Below are 23,444 nucleotides of genomic sequence, written 5' to 3' on the forward strand. Positions count from 1 at the left end.
GTCGCCGGCAAGCCCGCTTGCCGGCGACAGGTCCGTAGCAGTCAGCGGCCTACCCGAAATCGATCCACTTCCTGCCTCAACTGCGCTGCCAGCCCTTCTAGCTCCCGGGCAGTGAACGCCAGCTCGTTGGCCACGTCGCGTTGCTCGCTGTTGGCTTGCGCGATGCTCTGCAGGTTGCGGCTAAGCACCGTTGCCGTGCTGCTCTGCTCCTGTGTCGCGGTGCTGATGACGGCGAACTGTTCACCGGCAACGCGGCTTTGCTCATCGATGCGCGCCAGTGCCTCGGCCACTTTGTCGTTGCGCTCCAGGCCCTCCTGCATCAACTGGTTGCCCTGCTCCAGGGTGCTGATCGCATGCCCGGTCTGTTGCTGGATACTGGCGATCATGCCGGAAATTTCGTCCGTCGCCTGGCGCGTGCGGGCAGCCAGTCCTCGCACCTCATCAGCCACGACGGCGAAGCCTCGTCCCTGCTCGCCGGCCCGGGCCGCTTCAATGGCGGCGTTGAGCGCCAGCAAGTTGGTCTGCTCGGCAATCGCGGTGATCACCCCAACGATCCCACCGATTTCCTGGGAGCGAGCGCCCAGGGTGTCCATCACCGTAGCCGTGCCACCCAGCGCCTCGGCGATCTGGCGTAGCGAGCTCGATGCCTGATCCATGGCGTTACGGCCGATGCGGGTCTGCTGGGCATTATCGCGGGCCATGCGCTCGGTGCCCGCCATGTTGTCGGCGATGTTCATCGAGGTGGCGCTGAACTCCTCCACCGCGCCTGCCATGCTGGTGATCTCGCCGGACTGTTGGTCCATGCCTTCGCAAGCCCCGGCCGACAACCCGGCCAACGAGCGTGCCCGCCCGCTGACTTGCTCGGATGCATTGCGAATGTGCTCGACCATGGTCGACAGGGCCTCGCCCATCTTGTTGAAACTGCGTGCCAGCTGGCCGATTTCGTCATGGCTGGTGACATTCAGACGTGCATTGAGGTCGCCTGCTCCGAGGGCTTCGGCCTGCAGCACCAGGTCATCGAGGGGCCGAAGCTTGCGCCGCAACAACCACAGGGTCGCCGCCACCGCCAGCAGCATGGCCAGCAGGCTGCCGATGGCCAGGCGCCAGCCGACGCTCCAGGTCACCTCACGAATCTCCGCTTCCGGCATGCTCGCCACCACCGTCCATGGGCCTTCGGCGAAGGGCGCGGTGACGCTGAACAGTGGCTGCTCGGCATTGGCCGGCGGAACCAGCCATTGACCTCGTTCATCACGCAGGGCCAGCGAGCCGGTTTCACCAATGCGGAACCGCTTGAGGTTGGCGAACTGGGCATTCTGCGCGTCGGTGTAGTCGAAGCCGACGAACAACACAGCTATCACCCGCCCACTGCCATCGCTGACCGGCACGTAGCGAGTCATGTAGTTGCGCTCGAACAGCACGGCACGCCCGACATAGGTCTGGCCCGCCATCAGCTTTGCATAAGCCGGGTGCTGACGGTCGAGCTGGGTACCGATGGCGCGGCTACCATCCTGCTTGGTCAGCGAGGTGCTGATGCGCACGAAGTCGTCACCGCTGCGCACGAACAGCGTCGCGACACCCGCGGTCATCTGCTGGAATTCGTCCACCTGCTGGAAGTCGTTGTTCAGCAGCCGCTCGCCCAAGTACAACGCAGGCGTAGCCTGGCCTGCGACATTGACGGTTTCACCGGCATGCACTGTCAGGCCCGAGGCGAAACGCCGCTCGAACAAGCCGCTCAGGCGCTGGGTGTTGTCCTTGAGCGAGCTGTGGAAGGTTTCGAGCTGGTCGGCCAACAGCCGGGCCTCGCTGGCCAGGTGCTGCTGGCGGGTGGCGAGGTTGGCCTGGTCCAACGAGCGCAGGGCGAACAAGGTACTGCCGGTGATCACCAACGCCAGCACGATGGCGAGGGCGATTCCGAGCTGCGAGGCGATGCGTGCACGCGGTTGCGACATGGGGAAGCTCCTGACAAGTGGCCGGGATCATCCTGATCACCCAGGCCACCTGCGGGTTATCGACGAAAATCGCATCCTCTTCCGGGACGCTGGTGCCAGAGAATCGGCGTCGCAAGCCAATACTTGAGTGTCGGGCCGGGATATTCGCAAACGTTTTCGTTGTTGCAGCAAGCCCAGGATCCCACCCAGCCCTGAAGAAGGCGGCTTGCCGGCTAGAGGGGAGGCAGCATCTGCACATCCGGCAAACTCACCGCAGCCGCCTCCTCCTGCAGAAACACGCTCAGCCGTCGCAACCGCTCGCCACCCGGTCGGGTGCGCGGCCACACCAGATAGTAGTCCATGCCACTGGGCACCGCCGTGGGCCACGGCAGGCTCAGGCGTCCTTGCGCAACGTCCTCCGCCACCATCAGCAGGTCACCCATGGAAATCCCATAACCCCTGGCAGCCGCAATCATGCCCAGCTCCAGCGTGTCGAATACCTGGCCGCCCTTGAGCGAAACCTTTTCGGCAAGCCCCATGCGCTCTAGCCAAGCCCGCCAGTCACGCTTGTCCGGCGTTGGGTGCAGCAACTCGATACCCGCCAACCGGCGCTCGTCCCAGGGGCCATCCTTGAGCAAATCCGGCGCCCCCACCGGGATCAGTAACTCGCTGAATAACCGGCGCACTTCCCAGTCTGGTGGGAACACACCGTCACTGAGCAACACTGCACAGTCGAACGGCTCCTGATTGAAGTCCACATGGTCGACGTCCATCCAGGCGCTGGTCAGCTGCACCTCGTTACCCGGCTGCAAATGGCGAAAGCGGCTCAGGCGTGCCAGCAACCAGCGCATGGTCAAGGTCGAGGGCGCCTTCATGCGCAGGATGTCATCTTCACCGCGCAGGGTATCGCAAGCCCGCTCCAGCGCGGCGAAGCCCTCGCGCACACCCGGCAGCAGCACCCGCGCGGCCTCGGTCAATTGCAGGCTGCGCCCGCTGCGTACGAATAGGCGACAGGCGAAATGATCCTCCAAGGTGCGAATGTGTCGACTGACCGCACTCTGGGTAATCGAGAGCTCTTCGCCAGCGCGGGTGAAAGAGCTCAGCCGAGCGGCGGCTTCGAATGCGCGCAGTGCATAGAGCGCAGGCAACTGACGGGACATGGGGCACCTGAAAGAGGGCGTGGAAAGGAATGCAGATAATCATATATGCATGAGTTCAACTCATGCCAAGCATCGCTATTATCCTTTTGTGGAAAGTTGACCAAAGCCTCAGAATCGTCGCCTCGCCTACAGGATAAGCATCAAGGACCTCAACCATGCATGTCGCGCCCGCTACTGAACTCAAGGCTTTGCTGCGCCTGGCGGGGCCGCTGATCGCCTCGCAGTTGGCGCACATGCTGATGGTGTTGACCGACACCTTGATGATGGCCCGTATCAGCCCACAGGCCCTGGCAGGTGGCGGCCTGGGTGCGGCGAGCTATTCGTTCGTGTCGATTTTCTGCCTGGGTGTGATCGCTGCAGTCGGCACTCTGGTGGCGATTCGCAAAGGGGCGAATGACATCGAGGGCGCTACCCGCCTGGCACAGAACGGCCTGTGGTTGGCCTGGGGTCTGGCGCTGGTCGCGGCCCTGGTGCTGTGGAACCTCGAGCCTGTGTTACTGCTGTTCGGCCAGAAGCCCGAGAACGTGGCCTCGGCGGCCGAATTCCTTACCCTGCTGCCCTTGGCCCTGCCTGGCTACCTGACGTTCATGGCCTTGCGCGGATTCACCAGCGCATTGGGTCGCTCGACGCCAGTGATGGTCATCAGCCTGGTGGGCACGGTGCTCAACTATCTGTTCAACGTCGCGCTGATCGAAGGCATGTTCGGCCTGCCCAAGCTTGGCCTGATGGGCATCGGCCTGGTCACCGCCGTGGTGTCGATGGGCATGGCCATTGCCCTGGCGCTGTACATCCACTGGCACCCGGCCTATACACCCTACCCGCTACGCCGGGGCCTGTCGCGCCCTTCCCTGCCTGCCCTGCGGGAACTGTGGCGGCTAGGTCTGCCGATTGGCGGTACCTACATGGTGGAGGTGGGGCTGTTCGCCTTCGCCGCGCTGTGCATGGGTGTGCTCGGTAGCACGGAACTGGCGGCGCACCAGATCGCCCTGCAAATCGTGTCCACCGCATTCATGGTACCAACCGGGCTGTCGTACGCGGTGACCATGCGAGTGGGGCTTTACTACGGCGCCGACAACCTGTTGGCGGCACGCAGCGCTGGGCGTGTGGGAATCGGCTTCGGCGCGATGATCATGTTCGCCTTTGCCGCGCTGTTCTGGCTGCGTCCGGAGATGCTGGTAGGCCTGTTCATCGACGGCGATGACCCAGCCTTCGCGGCGATCTACCAGCTGGCGGTAAGCCTGCTGATGGTCGCGGCCTGGTTCGAGCTGTTCGATGGCGTGCAGACCATCGCCATGGGCTCGATACGTGGGCTGAAGGATGCCAAGACCACCTTCCTGATCGGGCTGTGCTGCTACTGGCTGGTAGGCGCACCGGCAGCGTGGCTGCTCACCTTCACCCTGGGCGGCGGTGCGGTCGGCGTGTGGTGGGGGCTGGCCTTGGGGCTGGCGTGCGCTTCGGTGGCACTGACGATCGGCTTCGAGTGGCGGATGAAGCGGTTGCTGAAGTCCAGGGCACCTACGCTGGCTGGGCAGCTCGTGCATGGACCGCGATGAGCCCTGCGGGACCGGCGGTGCGCCTCAGGCCGACCGCCGCCCCGGAACCTGCAACAGGTAATCGATCAACGCCTCGACCGGCAACGGCTTGCTGACCAGGAACCCCTGTACCTGGTCGCAACCGAACTCGCGCAGTAACTGCATCTGCTCTTCGCTCTCCACCCCCTCGGCGACCACTTCGAGGTTGAGGTTGTGCGCCAGGTTGATCATGGCGTGCACCAACTTGCGGTTCTCTTCGCGCATCTCCATTTCAGCGACGAAGCTGCGGTCGACCTTGAGTAACGTGATCGGCAAGCTGTTGAGGTGGACGAACGAAGAGAAGCCGGTACCGAAGTCATCCAGCGAAAACCGCACGCCAAGGCGCGCCAGGGCATCCATGGTCTGGCGGACCAGTTCGTTGCGACGCATGACGGCGGTCTCGGTAAGCTCGAACTCCAGCCAGCGGGCATCGACACCGTGCTCGATGATCAAGCGGCTCAGGGTAGCCAGCAACTGGCTGTCCTGGAACTGACGGAAGCTCAGGTTCACCGCCATGTGCAAGGGGGCCAGGCCCTCTTCACGCAAGGCTTGCATGTCACGCAGGGCGCGGGAAATCACCCAGTATCCCAACGGCACGATCAGCCCGCTCTGCTCTGCCAGCGGCACGAACTCACTGGGCGGCAGCAGGCCACGTTCGGCATGGCGCCAACGGACCAGGGCCTCCAGGCCAACGATACGACCGTCTTCCAGGTTCAATCGTGGCTGGTAATGCAGCTCCAACTCATCGCGGCGCAGCGCACGGCGCAACTCGCTTTCCAGGTCGGCCAGGCTGCGTGCGTTGCGGTTGATGCGCTCATTGAATACATGGAAGGTGCAGCCCTGGCTGCCCTTGGCCTGGCGCATGGCGATGTGGGCATGCCACATCAATGGGTCTGGCCCAGCCTGAGCGCGGGCATGGGCCAGGCCCAGGCTGCAGCCCAGCAGCAGGCTCTCGCCGTCTATCCAGAAGGGTTCGGCCAGCGCTTCGACGATCCGTTCGGCCATCCATTCGGCGCGGTTGGCATCGCGTCGGGTGTCGATCAGCAGGGCGAATTCGTCACTGCCCAGACGTGCCAGCTGGTCCCCCGCTTCCAGTTGCTGCTTCAGCCGGGCCACCACCTGCAAGATCAACCGGTCGCCGCTCTGGTGGCCAAGGGCATCGTTGACGTGGCGGAAATTGTCGAGGTCCAGGTGGCCAAGCGCCAGACCGCGCCCGTCATTCTCGGCCAGGCGCGCGGTCAGTAAGGCCTGGAAGCCCTGACGATTGGCGATGCCGGTAAGCGGGTCTTGTTCGGCCAGGCGCTGCAGGGTGGCCACCAGTACGCCGCGCTCACGCACATGGCGCAAGGATCGGCGGATGGCGTCGGCGCTGAGTTGATCGCGCACCAACCAATCGCTGACAGCCGTCGGTGGTGAGTCAGGCTCATGCTCAAGCAGCAAGATGGTGGGGAGTTCGCAACGCCCCGGCGCGGGTTGCAAGGCCGGGGTAGCCAGCACCACCGCTTGGCGGTCTTGGTTGAACAGGGTGTCGACAGCCTCCCAACTGGGTGCGGTCAGCAATACGGCGCTGCCGCCCAAGGGCAGCAGGCAGTCGCGCAACAGGGCAGCCCATTCCGGCTCATCAGCCAACAACAGCAAACGCAAAGGTTCGACAGGCGTGGACAAGCGGGCTCCTTAAAGGCTTGGACAGTGAAGCGTATGAGGCCGGATATGCTACTGCATAAATGAAAACGATTTTCACTTTTAGACATATCCTTGCCTGCAGTGCTCCCCGACGCATTTTGACGTGCATCCTGCGCGAAACTCGCTAAACCAGCAAATCCGATTTTTTTCTTGGATATCATGAGTCTGACTAATAGTAGCGAGAGACAAAAGTCTGACTCAGACGTCAGACGGTCGCGCCACAACTGCCCCATGCCTGTTAGAATGCGCGGCTATTTTCTGGCGACCCCCGGTTTCTAGCATGTCCCGACTCAATCCCCGGCAACAAGAAGCCCGAGACTACGTCGGCGGCCCTCTTTTGGTGCTCGCCGGTGCTGGCTCCGGCAAGACCAGCGTGATCACGCGCAAGATTGCCCACCTCATCCAGAACTGCGGCATCCGCGCCCAGTACATCGTGGCGATGACCTTCACCAACAAGGCCGCCCGCGAGATGAAGGAGCGGGTCGCTACCCTGCTGCGTCCGGGCGAAGGCCGTGGCCTGACGGTGTGCACCTTCCACAACCTGGGCCTGAACATCATCCGCAAGGAACACGAGCGCCTGGGCTACAAGCCTGGTTTCTCGATCTTCGACGAGTCCGACATCAAGGCATTGCTGTCGGACATCATGCAGAAGGAATACTCCGGCGACGATGGCATCGACGAGATCAAGAACATGATCGGTGCCTGGAAGAACGACCTGGTCCTGCCTGCCGAGGCGCTGGAGAAAGCGCGCAACCCGCGCGAACAGACCGCCGCAATCGTCTATACCCACTACCAGCGCACGCTCAAGGCGTTCAACGCCGTGGACTTCGACGACTTGATCCTGCTGCCGGTCAAGCTGTTCCAGGAACACCCCGACGTGCTCGAACGCTGGCAGAACCGTGTGCGCTACCTGCTGGTGGACGAGTATCAGGACACCAACGCCAGCCAGTACCTGCTGGTGAAGATGCTGATCGGCATGCGCAACCAGTTCACCGTGGTCGGCGACGATGACCAGTCGATCTATGCCTGGCGTGGCGCCCGCCCGGAGAACCTCATGCTGCTCAAGGAGGACTATCCCTCCCTGAAAGTGGTGATGCTGGAGCAGAACTACCGCTCCACCAGCCGCATCCTGCGCTGCGCCAACGTGCTGATCGCCAACAACCCCCACGCGTTCGAAAAGCAGCTGTGGAGCGAGATGGGCGTGGGCGACGAGATCCGCGTGATCCGCTGCAAGAACGAGGAAGCCGAAGCCGAGCGGGTGGCCATGGAGATCCTCACCCTGCACCTGCGCACCAATCGCCCCTACAGCGATTTCGCCATCCTCTACCGTGGCAACTACCAGGCCAAGCTGATCGAGTTGAAGCTGCAACACCACCAGGTGCCATATCGCCTGTCCGGCGGCAACAGCTTCTTCGGCCGCCAGGAGGTCAAGGACCTGATGGCCTACCTGCGCTTGCTGGTGAACCCGGACGACGACAACGCCTACCTGCGGGTGATCAACGTACCGCGCCGGGAGATCGGCTCGACCACTTTGGAAAAGCTCGGCAACTACGCCACCGAGCGCGGCATCTCGATGTACGCCGCCAGCGAAGAGCTGGGCCTGGGTGAGCACCTGGATGCCCGCTACACAGAGCGCCTGCAGCGCTTCAAGCACTGGCTCGATGGCGTGCGTCACAAGGTCGCCCTGGAAGACCCGATTGCCGCGTTGCACGAGATGATCCGCGACATCGACTACGAGAACTGGATCCGCCAGCAGACCGCCAGCGACAAGGCGGCGGAGTTCCGCATCAGCAACGTCTGGTTCCTGGTCGAAGCGCTGAAGAACACCCTCGAGAAAGACGAAGAGGGTGACATGACCATCGAGGACGCCATCGGCAAACTGGTGCTGCGCGACATGCTCGAGCGCCAGCAGGAAGAGGAAGAAAACGCCGAAGGCGTGCAGATGATGACTCTGCATGCGTCCAAGGGCCTGGAATTCCCCTACGTGTTCATCATGGGCATGGAAGAGGAAATCCTCCCGCACCGTTCCAGCATCGAAGCCGACACCATCGAAGAGGAACGCCGCCTGGCCTATGTGGGCATCACCCGCGCCCGCCAGACCCTGGCCTTCACCTTCGCCGCCAAGCGCAAGCAGTATGGCGAAATCATCGACTGCACGCCCAGCCGCTTCCTTGACGAGCTGCCGCCGGAGGACCTGGCCTGGGAAGGCCTGGACGATGCGCCGGTAGAAGTCAAAGCCGCTCGCGGCAATAACGCCCTGGCCGACATCCGGGCAATGCTCAAACGCTGATCAACCATTACTCTTTAACACTGCCGCTTCATGCGGCCACCTTTGCTACATCGAGGAATACACAGTGGAAGCACTGCAGCAGAAGATTCGCGAAGAAGGCATCGTGCTTTCCGATCAGGTTCTCAAAGTCGACGCGTTTCTCAACCACCAGATCGACCCTGCGCTGATGCAGCTGATCGGTGACGAATTCGCCCGCCTGTTCGCCGACGCCGGCGTGACCAAGATCGTCACCATCGAAGCCTCGGGCATTGCCCCGGCCGTGATGACTGGCCTGAAGCTGGGCGTACCGGTGATCTTCGCGCGCAAGCACCAGTCGCTGACCCTGACCGAGAACCTGCTGACCGCCTCGGTGTACTCCTTCACCAAGCAGACCGAGAACACCGTGGCCATCTCGCCGCGCCACCTCAACAGCAGCGACCGCGTGCTGGTGATCGACGATTTCCTGGCCAACGGCAAGGCTTCGCAGGCACTGATCTCGATCATCAAGCAAGCCGGTGCTACCGTGGCGGGCCTGGGTATCGTCATCGAGAAATCGTTCCAGGGCGGCCGTGCCGAGCTGGACAGCCAGGGTTACCGCGTCGAATCGCTGGCCCGGGTAAAGTCGCTGGAAGGTGGTGTGGTCAGCTTCATCGACTAAAGCCTGAGCACCTCTCCTGTAGGAGCGGGTTTACCCGCGAAGACAACGGTGACGTCACCCTCTCATTCGTAGGTGAACCCGCTCCCACAGGGTAAGGCGCTGAACCTTGGTTTAGCGGGTTGCCTCTAGCCCCGCCAGCAACAACCGCTGATACAACTCTTCCTTCAGCCCCTGCGGTTGATCCAGCTGCATCCGCGCCAGGTGCGCCTCATACCCCTCCGGCCCCGGTGCCTCCAGTGCCGCCTTGCCCAGCTCCAGCACCTCTCTGAGCTTGAACTTGCTCTTCAACCAGTTGAGCGCGCGCAGCAAATCCTGCTCTTGTGCCGTGAAATCCGTGCCCAGCGGATACTCTGGGAACAACCGTGCGTGCCGTGCCCGCACCGCCTCAAGACGCTCGGGCGTGTTGTCGGTGAAGCGCGGATCCAGCTGAAAGTCCCTGGCCAATTTACCGGCACGCTTGGCTTGCTCCATCAACGTGTCCTGGAACCGCGAGTCACTCACCGCCAGCAACCGCGCAATCACTTCGCTGTCGGTCTGCCCGCGCAAGTCGGCGATGCCGTACTCGGTCACCACGATATCGCGTAGGTGTCGGGGGATGGTGCAGTGGCCATAGGTCCAGAACAGGTTCGAGCTGATCTCACCACCCGCCTCGCGCCAGCTGCGCAGCAGCAAAATCGAGCGCCCGCCTTCCAGTGCGTGGGCCTGGGCAACGAAATTGTACTGCCCACCTACGCCGCTGAGTACACGGCCGTCTTCCAGCTGATCGGCCACCCCGGCACCGAGCAACGTCATGCCGAACGCCGTGTTGATGAAACGCGCATCGCGCCGCTGGTGGCGCTTGAGTTCTTCCTGCCCGTACAGCTCGTTGATGAAGCTGATACGAGTCATCGCAAACCGTGCGCGCTGCTCAAGCGGCATCTCCCTCAGCCGCTGGTAGAACGCCTGAGGCCCGAGGAAAAAGCCGCCATGCAACACCGGCCCCTGCCCATCGGCCGAGCGCCGTAGCAAGCCCGCTTCGGCCAGCACCAACAGGCCGTTAACGAACATTTCGCTGCAACCGTACAGGCCTTCAGCGAAAGTCTCCAGCCCCCCTTCCCGCCCAATCAGCGCCTGCCACGGGCCGATATCCAGTTCGTCGAGCAAGGCCCGGTAGCCCGCGTTGTCGCCCTGGCGCGCCAGCAACGCCGCAGCGACTGCATCCCCCATGGCACCGATGCCGATCTGCAAGGTGCCGCCGTCACGCACCAGCGTGCTGGCGTGCAAACCAATGCAGTGGTCCTGGGTGTTGACCGGCATGTTCGGCGTGGAGAACAACCGGCGCTGCTCGGCTTCATCGATCAGCAGGTCGAACGCATCGATGGGCAATTCCCCATCGCCAGGCATGTACGGCAGTTCGGTATGTACTTGGCCAAGCATCAGAATGGTTTCGCCGGCCGCACGGCGCTTGGCGATCATCGGCAGCAGGTCGAGGGTGATGTCGGGGTTGCAGGCCAGGCTGAGGTGGACGGACTTCTCGGGAGTGGCAGCGACCAGTTGCGCGATCAGGTTCAGGCCCTTGGCGTTGATGTCACGGGCGGCGTGGCTGTAGTTGCTGCTGATGTAGTCCTGCTGGGCCGATTCGCTGTTTAGCAAGCTGCCGGGCTGCATGAAAAACTGCTCCACGCGAATGTTCGGCGGCAGGTTGTCGTTGCGCAGGTCGGCGAGGTAGATGAGCTCTTCGTAGTCGGCGAAGATACGCTCGATGAAGGGTTCGAGAAAACGCCGTTGCAGGCCATCGCCCAGCGGCGGGCGGCCTAGCGACAGTGCCGTGTAGATGGTCAGCCGACGCTCGGGCAAGTCGCGCACCCTGGCATACAGGGCGTTCACGAAAGTGTTGGGTTTGCCCAGGCCCAAAGGCAGACCCATGTGGATATGGGTTGGCAGCCGGGACAAGACCTGTTCGACAGCCTGGTCGATGGAGCAGAGGTGCATCGGGGCCTCCTGAGACATCCAAGGGTTCAGGGGGTTGGACATGACTCTTGCGGGTTGGTTGCCTGTTCCGAATTTCTCACAAGCAAGTGATCACTCAGGTAGCAAAATCCAAATCTCTCATGACAATTGAAAGAGGTCTAGAGAGGCCGGCAAATTCGGATTCAACCAATCAGAATTTGGGGGAGTAACCATATATTCCTTGAACGTATCACTAAGCACTAGCGGCCCAATTATTTCACGTCGCACAATGACATTTTTATATGCCACTGCCTTAATTAATAGCTCGCCTTGATCAACATGAACAAAGTCTACCCCATGAACCCATTTTTTAAAATTACTTGCATAGACTGCATATATCCCACCATTGGAGCCAGCGAACCCTCTGGCAACCTCCTTGTACGGCGACGTATAAAATCCAACCCCGTGCACGTTTCCATGTCTTACATATCGCTCATTAAGCCCTGACTTGAGCTTGTGCGCATCAGGATGACTGGTACCATGAAATCCAATCAACACATAATCATTCGCAATATTTGATTTTCCATTGGCTTTATTATGGGACGCACGGGTATCTGCGATAGTTTTTTCTACAGATCCAATTCCCTGCGGCAGTTTCCGCCTCTGCCCATTTACCCGCTTTGTAAACAAGTTGCTGATAAATCGCACGCCGCGTTGTAGGCCGCTCTTAATCGTTGGGGTGTGCCCATCTGGATCCTGGAGGTTTATTGGATCGTTAAAGCAGTATGCATATGAATTCAACCCGCCCGCGCCGAATGGGCTCATGTCATCTGGTTTGACGAACCGCATCAACGCTGACGCATATGCTCGGTAACCACGACCCAAAAAGTAATATCCGGTTACTGGATCTGGCCGTTCAGCATTGAATCCAAGCATAGACACCAGCGCTGGGTGATTGCCGTATGGCGAATAGTTAACACCGAGCAGCAAGCCGCCGGGATATATTTTTTTAGTACTCACTACAATTCACCCAGTCATGGCCTGATAACTTATTGTCACACCATAACCTGACATAGCATACTGGCAAAAATGCTAGTTTTCATATGTTGTGAAGCCGGATCACCGTGAGTTGGGGTATGTTCTGCTGTCCTTGAGCACAAGGTTTTACCCATGGGGGGGTGGCCTACGGCACAGGCATCACAAAAACAAAGCCCGCCATCAACGGCGGGCCTCATTCAATTCAGCTGCAGTTTACAGCCCGGACATTTTCTTGATCGCCCCTTTCAGGTCGTCATCCGAGCAATCCGCACAGGTGCCCTTCGGCGGCATGGCATTGATGCCGGTAATGGCTTTGGCCAGAATGCCATCCAGGCCGCCCTGGTGGTCGGCGCGCTCTTTCCACGCGGCGGTATCGCCAATCTTCGGCGCACCGAGCAAGCCGCTGCCATGGCAGGCGTTGCAGTGCTTGGCGATGATCTCGTCCGGCGTCTTGGCCCCGCCACCGCCCGCTGCGGCAGCCACTTCCATGCCTTTGCACTCCTGACCCTGAATGCACACCTGCCCTACAGGCTCCAGGCGCTTGGCAATGTCGTCGTTGGTTGCAGCAGTTGCATTGATTGCCCAGAGGGCGAGTACGGCGGCTGGTAAGGCCAGCATCTTCTTGATTTGGTTCACGCGAACACCCTCATGGTGGCTAATCATGCCCGCACCACGAAATTGCGAGCGTTGAAAAGTATAGCGGGAACCCGGAACCCGTGAAACGACCCCACAGGTGAAAGGGGTATTAGCGAAACAATACGCTGCGCTGGATCAAAAGTTCGAAGGCGTCGCCGCACTGATCAGCCGTGCTGGCTCTGCGAAGGGGTTGCGGAATCGATGCGGCCGGGTGCTTTCGAAGTAGTAGCTGTCGCCTGCTTCGAGGATGAAGGTCTCATTCCCGACCACCAGCTCCAGGCGCCCTTCCAGCAGGATGCCGGTCTCTTCGCCATCGTGGGTGAGCATTTCTTCTCCGGTGTCGGCACCCGGCGGGTAGACCTCGTTGAGGAAAGCGATGGCGCGGTTGGGGTGCGACTTGCCCACCAGCTTCATGGTTACCGCACCGTCCGAGATGTCGATCAGCTCGTGAGCTTTGTAGACGATCTGGGAAGGGCTTTCGGGTTCCAGCTCGACGGAGAAGAACTCGACCATGGACATGGGAATGCCACTGAGCACCTTGCGCAGCGAGCTGATCGAAGGGCTCACGCTGTTCTTCTCGATCATCGAGATGGTGCTGTTGGTCACACCCGCACGCTTGGCGAGTTCACGCTGGGACAGGCCCTTGAGCTTGCGGATGGCTTGCAGTCGTTCGCCGACGTCCAAAGCTGGAGCCTCCTGAAACGGTAGAAATGGGGGGTGATGTGAACGATATCATGGCAATGCCGTTCAGTATTTACAACACACCCCCTCCATCCTGTCCGCTTCGGCGCCTTATTCGCCGTAATAGTCCAGCGGTACACGCTTGAGATTGCAGAAGATCTGGTACGGAATGGTGCCAGCGCGCATGGCCACGTCGCTGGCCAGTACCTGTTTGCCCCACAACTCGACCGGGCTGCCGATGGTGGCTTCAGGCACGTCGGTGAGGTCGACGCAGAGCATGTCCATCGAAACCCTGCCAATCAGTTGGGTGAGCTTGCCAGCGACCATCACCGGCGTGCCAGTGGGTGCCTGGCGAGGGTAGCCGTCGGCATAGCCCATGGCGACCACACCTACACGGGTCGGCCGAGAGCTGATGAACTTGGCGCCGTAACCCACCGGTTCGCCAGCCGGCAGCTCCCGCACACTGATGATGCGCGATTGCAGGGTCATCACCGGCTGCAGGCGCGCAGCCTGGGCCTGATCCACTTCGAAGGGCGTGGCGCCGTACAGCATGATGCCAGGTCGCACCCAGTCGCTTGGCGCCTGCGGCCAGGCCAGCACACCGGGCGAATTGCGTAGGCTGCACTCGGCAGCCAGGCCTTGGCGGGCAGCCTCGAACACGGCGATTTGTTGGGCGGTGGCATCGGCATCCAACTCGTCCGCACGGGCGAAGTGGCTCATCAACACGATGCGCGAAACCTTGCCGCTGGCCAGCAGCCGCTGGTAGGCCTCGTGGTAATCCTTGGGGTGCAGGCCCGCCCGGTGCATGCCGCTGTCGAGTTTCAGCCAGGTGGTCAGGGGCTTGTGCACCTGAGTCCTTTCGATCGCCTCCAGTTGCCACAGCGAGTGCACGACACACCACAGGTCATGCTCGGCGATCAGCGCCAACTCGCTGGCTTCGAAAAAGCCTTCGAGCAACAACACGGGTGCCTTGATACCCGCTGCACGCAGCTCCAGCGCCTCCTCGATGCAGGCCACGGCAAAGCCATCGGCTTCCGGCTCCAGCGCCAGGGCGCAGCGCACGGCACCGTGACCATAGGCGTCGGCCTTGATCACGGCGAGGGCCTTGGCACCGGACAGTTCACGGGCCAGGCGGTAATTGTGGCGGAGGGCTTGCAGGTCGATCAGGGCGCGGGCGGGTCGCATGGCGGCTGCCTTATGGTGTTCGGGTTGTCATCGGTGTTGGATTGATCGCCGGCAGGCCGGTTCTCCTCAGGACCAGAACTTCAGGCTGATCCTGCAGGAGCCGGCTTGCCGCCGATGAGGCCGGGTCAGTCGACCTTACTGCTGATGGGCTGGCGCGGTCTGACCCTGCTTGGCAACCTCACGGCGGTTGCCATAACGAGAGATATCCAGGCCTTCGGCGCTGATCTGCGGCTTCTTGCGCGCGATCAGGTCAGCCAGCAGGCGACCGGAGCCGCACGCCATCGTCCAGCCCAGTGTGCCGTGACCGGTATTGAGGAACAGGTTACGGAACGAGGTCGCACCCACGATCGGCGTACCGTCCGGGGTAGCCGGGCGCAGGCCGGTCCAGAAACTGGCCTGGCTCAGGTCGCCGCCGCGAGGATAAAGGTCGTTGACGATCATCTCCAGCGTTTCGCGACGACGCGGGTTCAGCGACAGGTCAAAACCAGCGATTTCAGCCATGCCGCCGACACGAATACGGTTGTCGAAGCGGGTGATGGCGACCTTGTAGGTCTCATCGAGGATGGTCGAAGTCGGCGCCATGTCAGCGTTGGTGATCGGCACGGTCAGCGAGTAACCCTTCAGCGGGTACACCGGGGCCTTGATACCCAGCGGCTTGAGCATCTGCGGCGAGTAGCTGCCCAGGGCCAGCACATAGCGATCGGCGGTTTCCAGCTTGCCGTCGATCCACACGCCATTGATGCGATCACCCGCGAAGTCCAGGCGCTGGATGTCCTGGCCGAAGCGGAACTCCACGCCCAGCTTCACGGCCATCTCGGCCAGCTTGGTGGTGAACAGCTGGCAGTCGCCGGTCTGGTCGTTGGGCAGACGCAGGGCGCCAGCGAGAATGTCTTTCACGCCCGCCAGGGCCGGTTCGACGCGGGCGATGCCGTCGCGGTCGAGCAGCTCGTAAGGCACGCCGGACTGTTCGAGCACGGCGATATCCTTGGCCGCGGCATCCACCTGGGCCTGGGTACGGAACAGCTGGGTAGTTCCCAGGCTGCGGTTTTCGTAGGCGATGCCGGTTTCAGCGCGCAACTCGTCGAGGCAGTCGCGGCTGTACTCGGACAGCCGCACCATGCGCTCTTTGTTGACCGCGTAACGGCTGGCGGTGCAGTTGCGCAGCATCTGCGCCATCCACAGGTATTGGTCGACATCGCCGGTCAGCTTGATGGCGAGGGGCGCGTGGCGCTCAAGCAGCCACTTGATGGCCTTCAGCGGTACGCCAGGGGCAGCCCAGGGCGAGGCATAACCAGGCGAGATCTGACCTGCGTTGGCAAAACTGGTTTCCATGGCCACCGCGGGTTGGCGGTCGACCACCGTCACTTCGAAACCTTGACGGGCCAGGTAGTAGGCGCTGGCGGTTCCGATCACACCGCTACCAAGTACCAGAACTCGCATCGTTTATTCCTCGCACGCGGCGCACCGCTGTCTTTTGTTGAAATGGCATGGATGCGCGCAGTATAAAAAGGTAGGCCCAGTGCAATTCACTATATAAAAGCCTATTATTGGCGAGAATTCTCGGCAAAATCGCCTTTCACGGAGGGGCATCCCCTATGAGAACCCAGCACCAGAGTAAGCGTGAGCTGGACAAGATCGACCGCAACATCCTGCGCATCCTGCAGAATGACGGGCGTATTTCCTTCACCGAACTGGGCGAGAAAGTTGGGCTTTCCACCACCCCTTGCACCGAGCGGGTCCGCCGCCTCGAGCGCGAGGGCATCATCATGGGCTACAACGCCCGGCTCAACCCCCAGCACCTCAAAGGTAGCCTGCTGGTGTTCGTCGAGATCAGCCTGGACTACAAGTCCGGCGACACCTTCGAGGAGTTCCGCCGCGCCGTGCTGAAACTGCCGCATGTGCTGGAATGCCACCTGGTTTCTGGCGACTTCGACTACCTGGTGAAAGCCCGTATTTCGGAGATGGCTTCATACCGCAAGCTGCTGGGCGACATCCTGCTCAAGCTGCCGCACGTCCGTGAGTCGAAGAGCTACATCGTGATGGAAGAGGTCAAAGAGAGCCTCTGCCTACCGATTCCGGACTAAGGCTAGACCAGCACCTGACGTGTGGTGGCGATGAACTGGTGAACGAGCTGCTCGGCCTGCGGCTCGATCATCTGTTCAGGCCCACGACCACGGGGGCAGGCCATGCGTGGAGTTGTGCCAAAGAGGCGGCAGATCATCGGGCGCTCTTCATACACCGTGCAGCCATCGGGGCCCAGGTGTACGCAGTCCAGGCGCTCCAACGCCGCATCCTGCTCGGCCTGGGACTTGCGCGGCAAGCGCGCCATCTCCTCAGCCGAGGTGGTGACCGGACCACAACAGTCGTGGCACCCGGGCTCGCACTCGAAAGAGGGAATGAGTTCGCGCAGGAAGTGAATCTTGTGGCGGTTGCAGGACATGGCCGGATACAGGATTGACGATCGAATATCGATTATAGGACCAATTGCCCGCCAGCCGGCTGCCCAAGTCACACGCGCCCCTGAGCGGCAGTCGGCTTGCCGGCGAGGAGGCCAGTTGCCCCACCGCAAAACCCCAGCTTATCCTCCCCCTTTCGCCCAACGCCCAGGAACCGCCCGATGATCCACAGCGCGCAGCACGCCGCCTCTTACTACGCCGCCAGCAGCGCGCCTCATCCCGATCATCCCTACCTGCAGGGCGAACATTCTGCCGACGTGTGCATCGTTGGTGGCGGCTACTCAGGCTTGAACACTGCCATCGAACTGGCCGAACGCGGCCTGTCGGTAATCCTGCTGGAGGCACGCAAGCTTGGCTGGGGCGCCAGCGGCCGCAACGGCGGTCAGTTGATTCGTGGCGTTGGCCATGGCCTTGAGCAGTTCTTGCCGGTGATTGGCCAGGAAGGTGTGCGCAGCATGAAGCTGATGGGACTGGAGGCCGTGGACATCGTCCGCGAGCGCGTCGAACGACACGCCATCGACTGCGACTTGACCTGGGGTTACTGCGACCTGGCCAACAAACCCGGCGAGCTGCAAGGCTTTGCCGAGGATGCCGAAGAACTGCGCAGCCTTGGCTACCGCCATGAAATGCGCCTGGTGCAACAAGAAGATATCCACAGCGTGGTCGGTTCCGACCGCTACGTCGGCGGCCTGATCGACATGGGTTCAGGCCACCTGCACCCGCTCAACCTGGCATTGGGCGAAGCAGCCGTGGCCAGCCGTCTAGGCGTCAAGCTGTTCGAGCAGTCCGAGGTCACACGCATCGACTACGGCCCCCTGGTTCAGGTACACACTCCCCAAGGAAGAGTGCGCGCCAGGACCTTGGTGCTGTGCTGCAACGCCTACCACAACGACCTCAACCGCGAACTGGGTGGCAAGGTATTGCCCGCCGGCAGCTACATCATCGCCACTGAACCGCTCGGCGAAGAACGAGCGCGCCAGCTACTGCCGCAGAATATGGCGGTGTGCGACCAGCGCGTGGCGCTGGATTACTATCGTTTGTCTGCCGACCACCGCCTGCTGTTCGGTGGCGCCTGCCATTACTCGGGCCGTGATCCAAAAGACATCGCCGCCTACATGCAGCCGAAGATGCTCAAGGTGTTCCCACAGTTGGCCGACGTGCGCATCGAATATCAATGGGGCGGCATGATCGGCATCGGCGCCAATCGCCTGCCGCAGATCGGCCGCCTGGCCAGCCAACCGAACGTGTATTACGCCCAGGCCTATTCGGGCCACGGGGTCAACGCCACCCACCTCGCTGCGCGCCTGCTGGGTGAAGCCATCAGCGGTCAGGAAAGCGGGCGCTTCGACCTGTTCGCCAACGTGCCGCACGTCACTTTCCCCGGTGGCAAGCACCTGCGCTCGCCGCTGCTGGCGTTGGGAATGTTGTGGCACAGGCTCAAAGAGCTGATCTGACCGCTGACGTACCTTTCAGGAGCGTGCTTGCCCGCGAACCAAGCACTGCGATGTACGACACTGACTTGGCCGATGCTCGCGGGTGAACCGCTCCTACACGGTGATGCGCTGCCGTTCCCAGCGCTTTGCGTCAGTCCTTCCAGCAGGGCTTTCGCCCTTCGGTCCGGGCCTGCTCCCAGCTCAGCCCTACATCACGCAACTCCTCATCGCTCAGTTGCAACAGCGCCCTGCGGGTGTGCCAACGGTGCAGTAGCAGGCCCCAGCGGCTCAAGCCGGCCGGTGCATTGAACACCTTGGGCCGCTGCTCGTCCTCGAGCTCCTTGGCCAACAGTTGCAAGCGCACATCGCTCAAGCCACCCATTGCTGCATCCTCCCGATCAGTTCATACCGTGGAGACAGCATGCGCGCTGGCAGGCGTGACGATACAGATCCAATAATGGCTTATTATTCCCATACAGAATTGGCGAACCGGCCGCTGAATGCTGTATTTTCCCCACAACTGTACTGGTCGCTGCCAGCCTTGAACGCGGGAGTATGCCGTGACGCTCTATCTCAACCTCGCCGAATTGCTGGGCGCCCGCATCGAGCAGGGCCTGTATCGCCCTGGTCAGCGGCTGCCATCGGTGCGAGCCCTCAGCGAGGAACATGGCGTCAGCCTCAGCACCGTACAGCAGGCTTATCGCATGCTCGAGGACAGCGGCCTGGTCTCGCCACGCCCAAAGTCCGGGTACTTCGTCAGCGAAGGACGCCACCTCCCCGCCCTGCCCGCCGTCAGCCGGCCGGCGCAGCGCCCTGTGGATATCTCCCAGTGGGAACAGGTGCTGGAGCTGGTGCGTAGCACGCCCCGCAAGGATGTGATCCAGCTCGGCCGCGGCATGCCCGACATCGACAGCCCCACCCTCAAGCCGCTGTTGCGCAGCCTCGCCCAGTTGAGCCGGCGCCAGGACATGCCCGGCCTTTACTACGACAACATCCACGGCAACCTGGCCCTGCGCGAGCAGATCGCCCGGTTGATGCTCGATTCCGGCTGCCGCCTGGGGCCGGCTGACCTGGTGGTGACGACCGGCTGCCATGAAGCGCTGTCCTGCAGCATCCGCGCGGTGTGCGACCCGGGGGACATCGTCGCGGTTGACTCGCCGAGCTTCCACGGCGCCATGCAAACCCTCAAAGGTTTGGGCATGAAAGCCCTGGAGATCCCCACTGACCCCGTCACCGGAATCAGTCTGGAGGCGCTGGAACTGGCCTTGGAACAATGGCCGATCAAGCTCATCCAGATCACCCCGAACTGCAACAACCCGCTCGGCTACATAATGCCCGAGGCCCGCAAGAAGGCGCTGCTGAGCCTGGCCCAGCGCTATGACGTGGCGATTCTCGAAGACGATGTGTATGGCGACCTGGCATATACCTACCCTCGCCCGCGCACCCTCAAGTCGTTCGACGACGACGGCCGCGTGCTGCTGTGCAGCTCCTTCTCCAAGACCCTGGCCCCGGGCTTGCGCATAGGCTGGGTCGCGCCGGGGCGTTATCTGGAGCGGGTGCTGCACATGAAGTACATCAGCACCGGCAGCACGGCCACCCAACCGCAACTGGCCATCGCCGACTTCATCGCCGCCGGGCACTACCAACCCCATGTGCGCCGCATGCGCAGCCAGTATCAGCGCGGTCGCGACCTGATGAGCGACTGGGTCACCCAGTACTTCCCGAGAGGGACGCGTGTGAGCCGGCCACAAGGGGGCTTCATGCTGTGGGTCGAATTGCCTGAAGATTTCGACACGCTGCGGCTGAACCGAGCTTTACTGGAGCAGGGAGTGCAAATCGCGGTAGGCAGCATCTTCTCGGCCTCGGGCAAGTTTCGTCACTGCCTGCGCATGAACTTCGCCTCGCGCCCCACACCACAGATCGAGGATGCCGTGCGCAAGGTCGGTGAAACCGCCCTTCGTCTACTGGATCAGGACATCACCTGAGCGTAACTTTGCGCCGCCCTCCACAGTCCAACCTTCAGGCCCTTGCTGCACAGGACGATCCACCCTTGAGATTCACGCCTGCCCTGCCTCTGTTGCTAGCGCTGCTGCTCGGCCTCGCGGGCTGCGCCAGCGTCGGTACGACCCGCGAAGTCAGCCAGGCGCTGCCAGCGAACGAGTCGGCCTTCGGCCGCTCCGTACTTCGCCAGGCCGCACCCTATGACGGCCGCTCCGGATTCCGGCTGCTGCCTAACAGCAACGAGGCCTTCCGCGCCCGGGCCGAGCTGATCCGTAACGCACAGGCCAGCATCGACCTGCAGTACTACATCGTCCATGACGGCTTGAGCACGCGGGCGCTGGTCCACGAACTGCTGCGCGCGGCCGACCGTGGCGTTCGGGTGCGCATTCTCCTCGATGACACCACCAGCGATGGCCTCGACACCATCATGGGCACCCTCGACGCCCACCCCAACATCCAGATTCGCGTGTTCAACCCGCTGCACCTCGGCCGCAGCACAGGCGTGACACGCGCCGCAGGACGTCTGTTCAACCTCTCCCGACAACACCGGCGCATGCACAACAAATTGTTCGTGGTGGACAACGCCATGGCCATCGTCGGCGGACGTAACCTGGGTGACGAGTATTTCGATGCCGAGCCCAACCTCAACTTCACCGACATCGACCTGTTGGGAGTCGGCCCCGTGGCCGAGCAGCTCAGTCATGGTTTCGACCAGTACTGGAACAGCGCGCTGAGCCGTCCCATTGGAGACTTCCTATGGCGCCAGCCAGATGCCAGCGACCTGCATGCCAGCCGTCGACGCCTTGAGGTGTCCTTGGCCGAAGCGCGGGTCAGGCACAAGGCCCTGTACGACAGGTTGATGGCCTACCAGACGCAGCCGCGCCTGGATATCTGGCGCAACGAACTGATCTGGGCACATAGCCAGGCCTTGTGGGATGCGCCGAGCAAAGTCCTGGCCGACGACGAGCCAGACCCGCACCTGCTGCTTAGCCAGCAACTGGCGCCGGACCTGGACAACGTGCATCACGAGCTGATTCTGGTTTCGGCCTACTTCGTGCCGGGCAAGTCAGGCCTGCTGTACCTGACCGGCGCTGCCGATGCGGGCGTTTCGATCAAGCTGTTGACCAACTCCCTGGAAGCCACCGACGTGCCGGCTGTGCATGGCGGGTATGCGCCCTACCGCCGCGCCCTGCTGGAGCACGGCGTGCAGTTGTACGAACTGCGCCGCCAACCTGGTGACACCAACGCCAGATACCGTTTGAGCTTCCATGGCAGTTCGGATTCGAGCCTTCACAGCAAGGCAATCGTCTTCGACCGGCGCAAGACCTTCATCGGCTCGTTCAACTTCGACCCGCGATCATTGCTGTGGAACACCGAGGTTGGAGTGCTGGTCGATAGCCCGGAACTGGCTGAATACACCCGTTTTCTGGCGGTACAAGGCATGGCACCCGCACTGAGTTACCAGCCCAGGCTGGTGGACGACAAGCTGGTCTGGGTAACCGAGGAAAATGGCAAGCGCCGCATGCTGACCTCCGAGCCTGGCGGCCTGTGGCGGCGTTTCAATGCCTGGATCAGCAAGGCGGTGGGGCTGGAGAAGATGCTCTAGCCCCATGCCTCAGGCGGAGGCTGGCTCGAACGCCCCGCGCCGCCGGGTCAACAGCACCAGAACAGCCGCCCCTGCAGCCATCAGCAACAGCAACGCGTGCCCGCTGATCCACTGGCTGCCTGCTCCGGCCAACAATGGCCCGAGCAGGCAGCCGATACCCCAGAGCTGCGCCACATGGGCATTGGCCCGCACCAGCTCATCGTCGCGATAACGCTCGCCAATCAGCACCAGCGACAAGGTGAACAGCCCCCCGGCGCTAGCCCCGAACAGCACCCATAACGGCCAGATCACAGGTGTGTGCAACAGCAATGGGATCGCCAGGCTTGAGACCAGCAAGGTTACCGCACAGCCCGTGAACAGAGCCCGTCGCGACATATGGTCGGCGAGCGCACCGATCGGCAACTGCAGCACAGCATCGCCCACCACCACGGTACTGACCATGAACAAGGCGATTTCGGTACTGAAGCCTTGCTGCAGGCAATACACCGGCAGCAAGGTGAGGATCATCGCCTCAAAGGACGCGAACAGGGCAATCGCCCAGGCAATCACTGGCAAACGCCGGCAGAACGCGAGCAGGTCGCCGAAGGTCACGCTGCAGGCTTCGGTGCTCGGCGCACCGCCACGGCCTAGCAGGACCAGCGGCGCGGCTAGCAGCAGGCCAGTCGCCGCCCAGAAGCCGAAGTCATCATCCGAGCCGAGAAAGCCCAGTACCAACGGCCCGGCCAGCTGGCTCAGCGCGTAGCTGCTGCCGTACAGCGCCACCAGCCGTCCCCGCCATTGCTCGACCACCAGTTGGTTGATCCAGCTCTCGCCCAGGATGAACACCACAGTCAGCGACATACCGATCATCAGCCGCAGCAGCAACCACAACGGGTAGCTGGGCAGCAATGCAAGCAGGCCGATCGACAGCGCCCCGCCCCACAGGCAAAGGCGCATGGCCGAGGGCACGCCGACCCACCCGGCCAGACGGCTGGCCACACTGGCACCTGCCAGTACACCCAGCGCCGGCATCGCCGCCATGACGCCGATGGCGAAGCTGCCGTAGCCCCAGGCTTCCAGGCGCAGGGACACCAGCGGCATGCTCACGCCGAGCGCCAGCCCGACACTGAGCACCGATGCCAGTACGGCGAAATAGGTTCCCCAACGCATTGCAGCCTCCCAGGCAGTCTTCATGAATTGCAAAGACGACAAAGCCGGGGCGGTGTGAACC

The 23,444-nt window shown here is 62.1% G+C and carries 19 protein-coding genes; 7 read left to right on the plus strand and 12 right to left on the minus strand.

What is annotated here, in order from left to right; all coding sequences use genetic code 11:
* Positions 1–41: 41 nt before the first annotated feature.
* Positions 42–1,949 carry a methyl-accepting chemotaxis protein gene (locus tag P3R38_RS24335; RefSeq protein ID WP_104881070.1) on the minus strand — a complete coding sequence of 636 codons (1,908 nt, stop codon included), beginning with the start codon at positions 1,947–1,949 and terminating at the stop codon, positions 42–44.
* Positions 1,950–2,161: 212 nt separating this feature from the next.
* Complete coding sequence (locus tag P3R38_RS24340) at positions 2,162–3,088, minus strand: LysR substrate-binding domain-containing protein (RefSeq protein ID WP_023383007.1); 927 nt, start codon at positions 3,086–3,088, stop codon at positions 2,162–2,164.
* A gap of 155 nt (positions 3,089–3,243) precedes the next feature.
* On the opposite strand from P3R38_RS24340, the gene P3R38_RS24345 reads away from it, so the two are divergent.
* Entirely contained in the window at positions 3,244–4,641 is a 1,398-nt protein-coding gene (locus tag P3R38_RS24345; protein ID WP_023383008.1) for a NorM family multidrug efflux MATE transporter, read from the plus strand.
* A gap of 24 nt (positions 4,642–4,665) precedes the next feature.
* On the opposite strand, the gene P3R38_RS24350 is transcribed toward P3R38_RS24345, so the two are convergent.
* Complete coding sequence (locus P3R38_RS24350) at positions 4,666–6,324, minus strand: bifunctional diguanylate cyclase/phosphodiesterase (RefSeq protein WP_023383009.1); 1,659 nt, start codon at positions 6,322–6,324, stop codon at positions 4,666–4,668.
* A gap of 298 nt (positions 6,325–6,622) precedes the next feature.
* Between P3R38_RS24350 and rep the strand changes: the two genes are divergently transcribed.
* Both rep and P3R38_RS24360 read left to right on the plus strand, forming a co-directional pair.
* Positions 6,623–8,632, plus strand: coding sequence for a DNA helicase Rep (rep, locus tag P3R38_RS24355; RefSeq protein WP_027906674.1), 2,010 nt, complete (start codon positions 6,623–6,625; stop codon positions 8,630–8,632).
* Positions 8,633–8,696: 64 nt separating this feature from the next.
* Positions 8,697–9,269, plus strand: a complete 573-nt coding sequence (locus P3R38_RS24360; protein ID WP_023383011.1) for a xanthine phosphoribosyltransferase — start codon at positions 8,697–8,699, stop codon at positions 9,267–9,269.
* Between the two features lie 111 nt (positions 9,270–9,380).
* Here P3R38_RS24360 and P3R38_RS24365 read toward each other — a convergent pair whose 3' ends face one another.
* The 6 genes from P3R38_RS24365 to dadA all read right to left on the minus strand — a co-directional run bounded on the left by P3R38_RS24365 (position 9,381) and on the right by dadA (position 16,178).
* A complete protein-coding gene (locus P3R38_RS24365; RefSeq protein WP_104883118.1) occupies positions 9,381–11,240 on the minus strand; it encodes an acetyl-CoA hydrolase/transferase C-terminal domain-containing protein in 1,860 nt (619 codons plus the stop codon).
* A 117-nt stretch (positions 11,241–11,357) separates the two neighbouring features.
* Positions 11,358–12,218 (minus strand): RHS repeat-associated core domain-containing protein, encoded by an 861-nt coding sequence (locus P3R38_RS24370; RefSeq protein ID WP_256583401.1) that lies wholly within the window; start codon positions 12,216–12,218, stop codon positions 11,358–11,360.
* Between the two features lie 231 nt (positions 12,219–12,449).
* The gene (locus tag P3R38_RS24375) at positions 12,450–12,854 is read right to left on the minus strand and encodes a c-type cytochrome (protein ID WP_041925773.1); all 405 of its coding nucleotides are present in this window, start codon (positions 12,852–12,854) and stop codon (positions 12,450–12,452) included.
* A 153-nt stretch (positions 12,855–13,007) separates the two neighbouring features.
* Positions 13,008–13,556, minus strand: coding sequence for a cupin domain-containing protein (locus tag P3R38_RS24380; RefSeq protein WP_023383015.1), 549 nt, complete (start codon positions 13,554–13,556; stop codon positions 13,008–13,010).
* Positions 13,557–13,664: 108 nt separating this feature from the next.
* Positions 13,665–14,738 carry an alanine racemase gene (gene alr, locus P3R38_RS24385; RefSeq protein ID WP_023383016.1) on the minus strand — a complete coding sequence of 358 codons (1,074 nt, stop codon included), beginning with the start codon at positions 14,736–14,738 and terminating at the stop codon, positions 13,665–13,667.
* Between the two features lie 135 nt (positions 14,739–14,873).
* Positions 14,874–16,178 (minus strand): D-amino acid dehydrogenase, encoded by a 1,305-nt coding sequence (dadA, locus tag P3R38_RS24390; RefSeq protein WP_023383017.1) that lies wholly within the window; start codon positions 16,176–16,178, stop codon positions 14,874–14,876.
* Between the two features lie 155 nt (positions 16,179–16,333).
* On the opposite strand from dadA, the gene dadR reads away from it, so the two are divergent.
* Positions 16,334–16,822, plus strand: a complete 489-nt coding sequence (gene dadR / locus P3R38_RS24395) for a transcriptional regulator DadR (protein ID WP_003258963.1) — start codon at positions 16,334–16,336, stop codon at positions 16,820–16,822.
* Between the two features lie 2 nt (positions 16,823–16,824).
* Here the strand turns inward: dadR and P3R38_RS24400 are convergent, their stop codons facing one another.
* Positions 16,825–17,178, minus strand: coding sequence for a YkgJ family cysteine cluster protein (locus tag P3R38_RS24400; RefSeq protein WP_027906671.1), 354 nt, complete (start codon positions 17,176–17,178; stop codon positions 16,825–16,827).
* Between the two features lie 177 nt (positions 17,179–17,355).
* Between P3R38_RS24400 and P3R38_RS24405 the strand changes: the two genes are divergently transcribed.
* Positions 17,356–18,648, plus strand: a complete 1,293-nt coding sequence (locus P3R38_RS24405) for an FAD-binding oxidoreductase (RefSeq protein ID WP_104883116.1) — start codon at positions 17,356–17,358, stop codon at positions 18,646–18,648.
* Positions 18,649–18,778: 130 nt separating this feature from the next.
* Here the strand turns inward: P3R38_RS24405 and P3R38_RS24410 are convergent, their stop codons facing one another.
* On the minus strand, positions 18,779–19,009 hold the full coding sequence (locus P3R38_RS24410) for a DUF1127 domain-containing protein (protein WP_027906669.1): 231 nt from the start codon (positions 19,007–19,009) through the stop codon (positions 18,779–18,781).
* Between the two features lie 178 nt (positions 19,010–19,187).
* Here P3R38_RS24410 and P3R38_RS24415 point away from each other — a divergent pair, with 178 nt between their 5' ends.
* Positions 19,188–20,612, plus strand: a complete 1,425-nt coding sequence (locus P3R38_RS24415; RefSeq protein ID WP_277686679.1) for a PLP-dependent aminotransferase family protein — start codon at positions 19,188–19,190, stop codon at positions 20,610–20,612.
* A gap of 65 nt (positions 20,613–20,677) precedes the next feature.
* The gene (locus P3R38_RS24420) at positions 20,678–22,234 is read left to right on the plus strand and encodes a phospholipase D family protein (protein WP_023383022.1); all 1,557 of its coding nucleotides are present in this window, start codon (positions 20,678–20,680) and stop codon (positions 22,232–22,234) included.
* A 9-nt stretch (positions 22,235–22,243) separates the two neighbouring features.
* On the opposite strand, the gene P3R38_RS24425 is transcribed toward P3R38_RS24420, so the two are convergent.
* Entirely contained in the window at positions 22,244–23,383 is a 1,140-nt protein-coding gene (locus P3R38_RS24425) for an MFS transporter (RefSeq protein ID WP_023383023.1), read from the minus strand.
* Positions 23,384–23,444: the final 61 nt, after the last annotated feature.

Source organism: Pseudomonas sp. NyZ480 (assembly GCF_029537255.1).
In the GTDB taxonomy this organism is placed as follows: Bacteria; Pseudomonadota; Gammaproteobacteria; order Pseudomonadales; family Pseudomonadaceae; genus Aquipseudomonas; species Aquipseudomonas taiwanensis.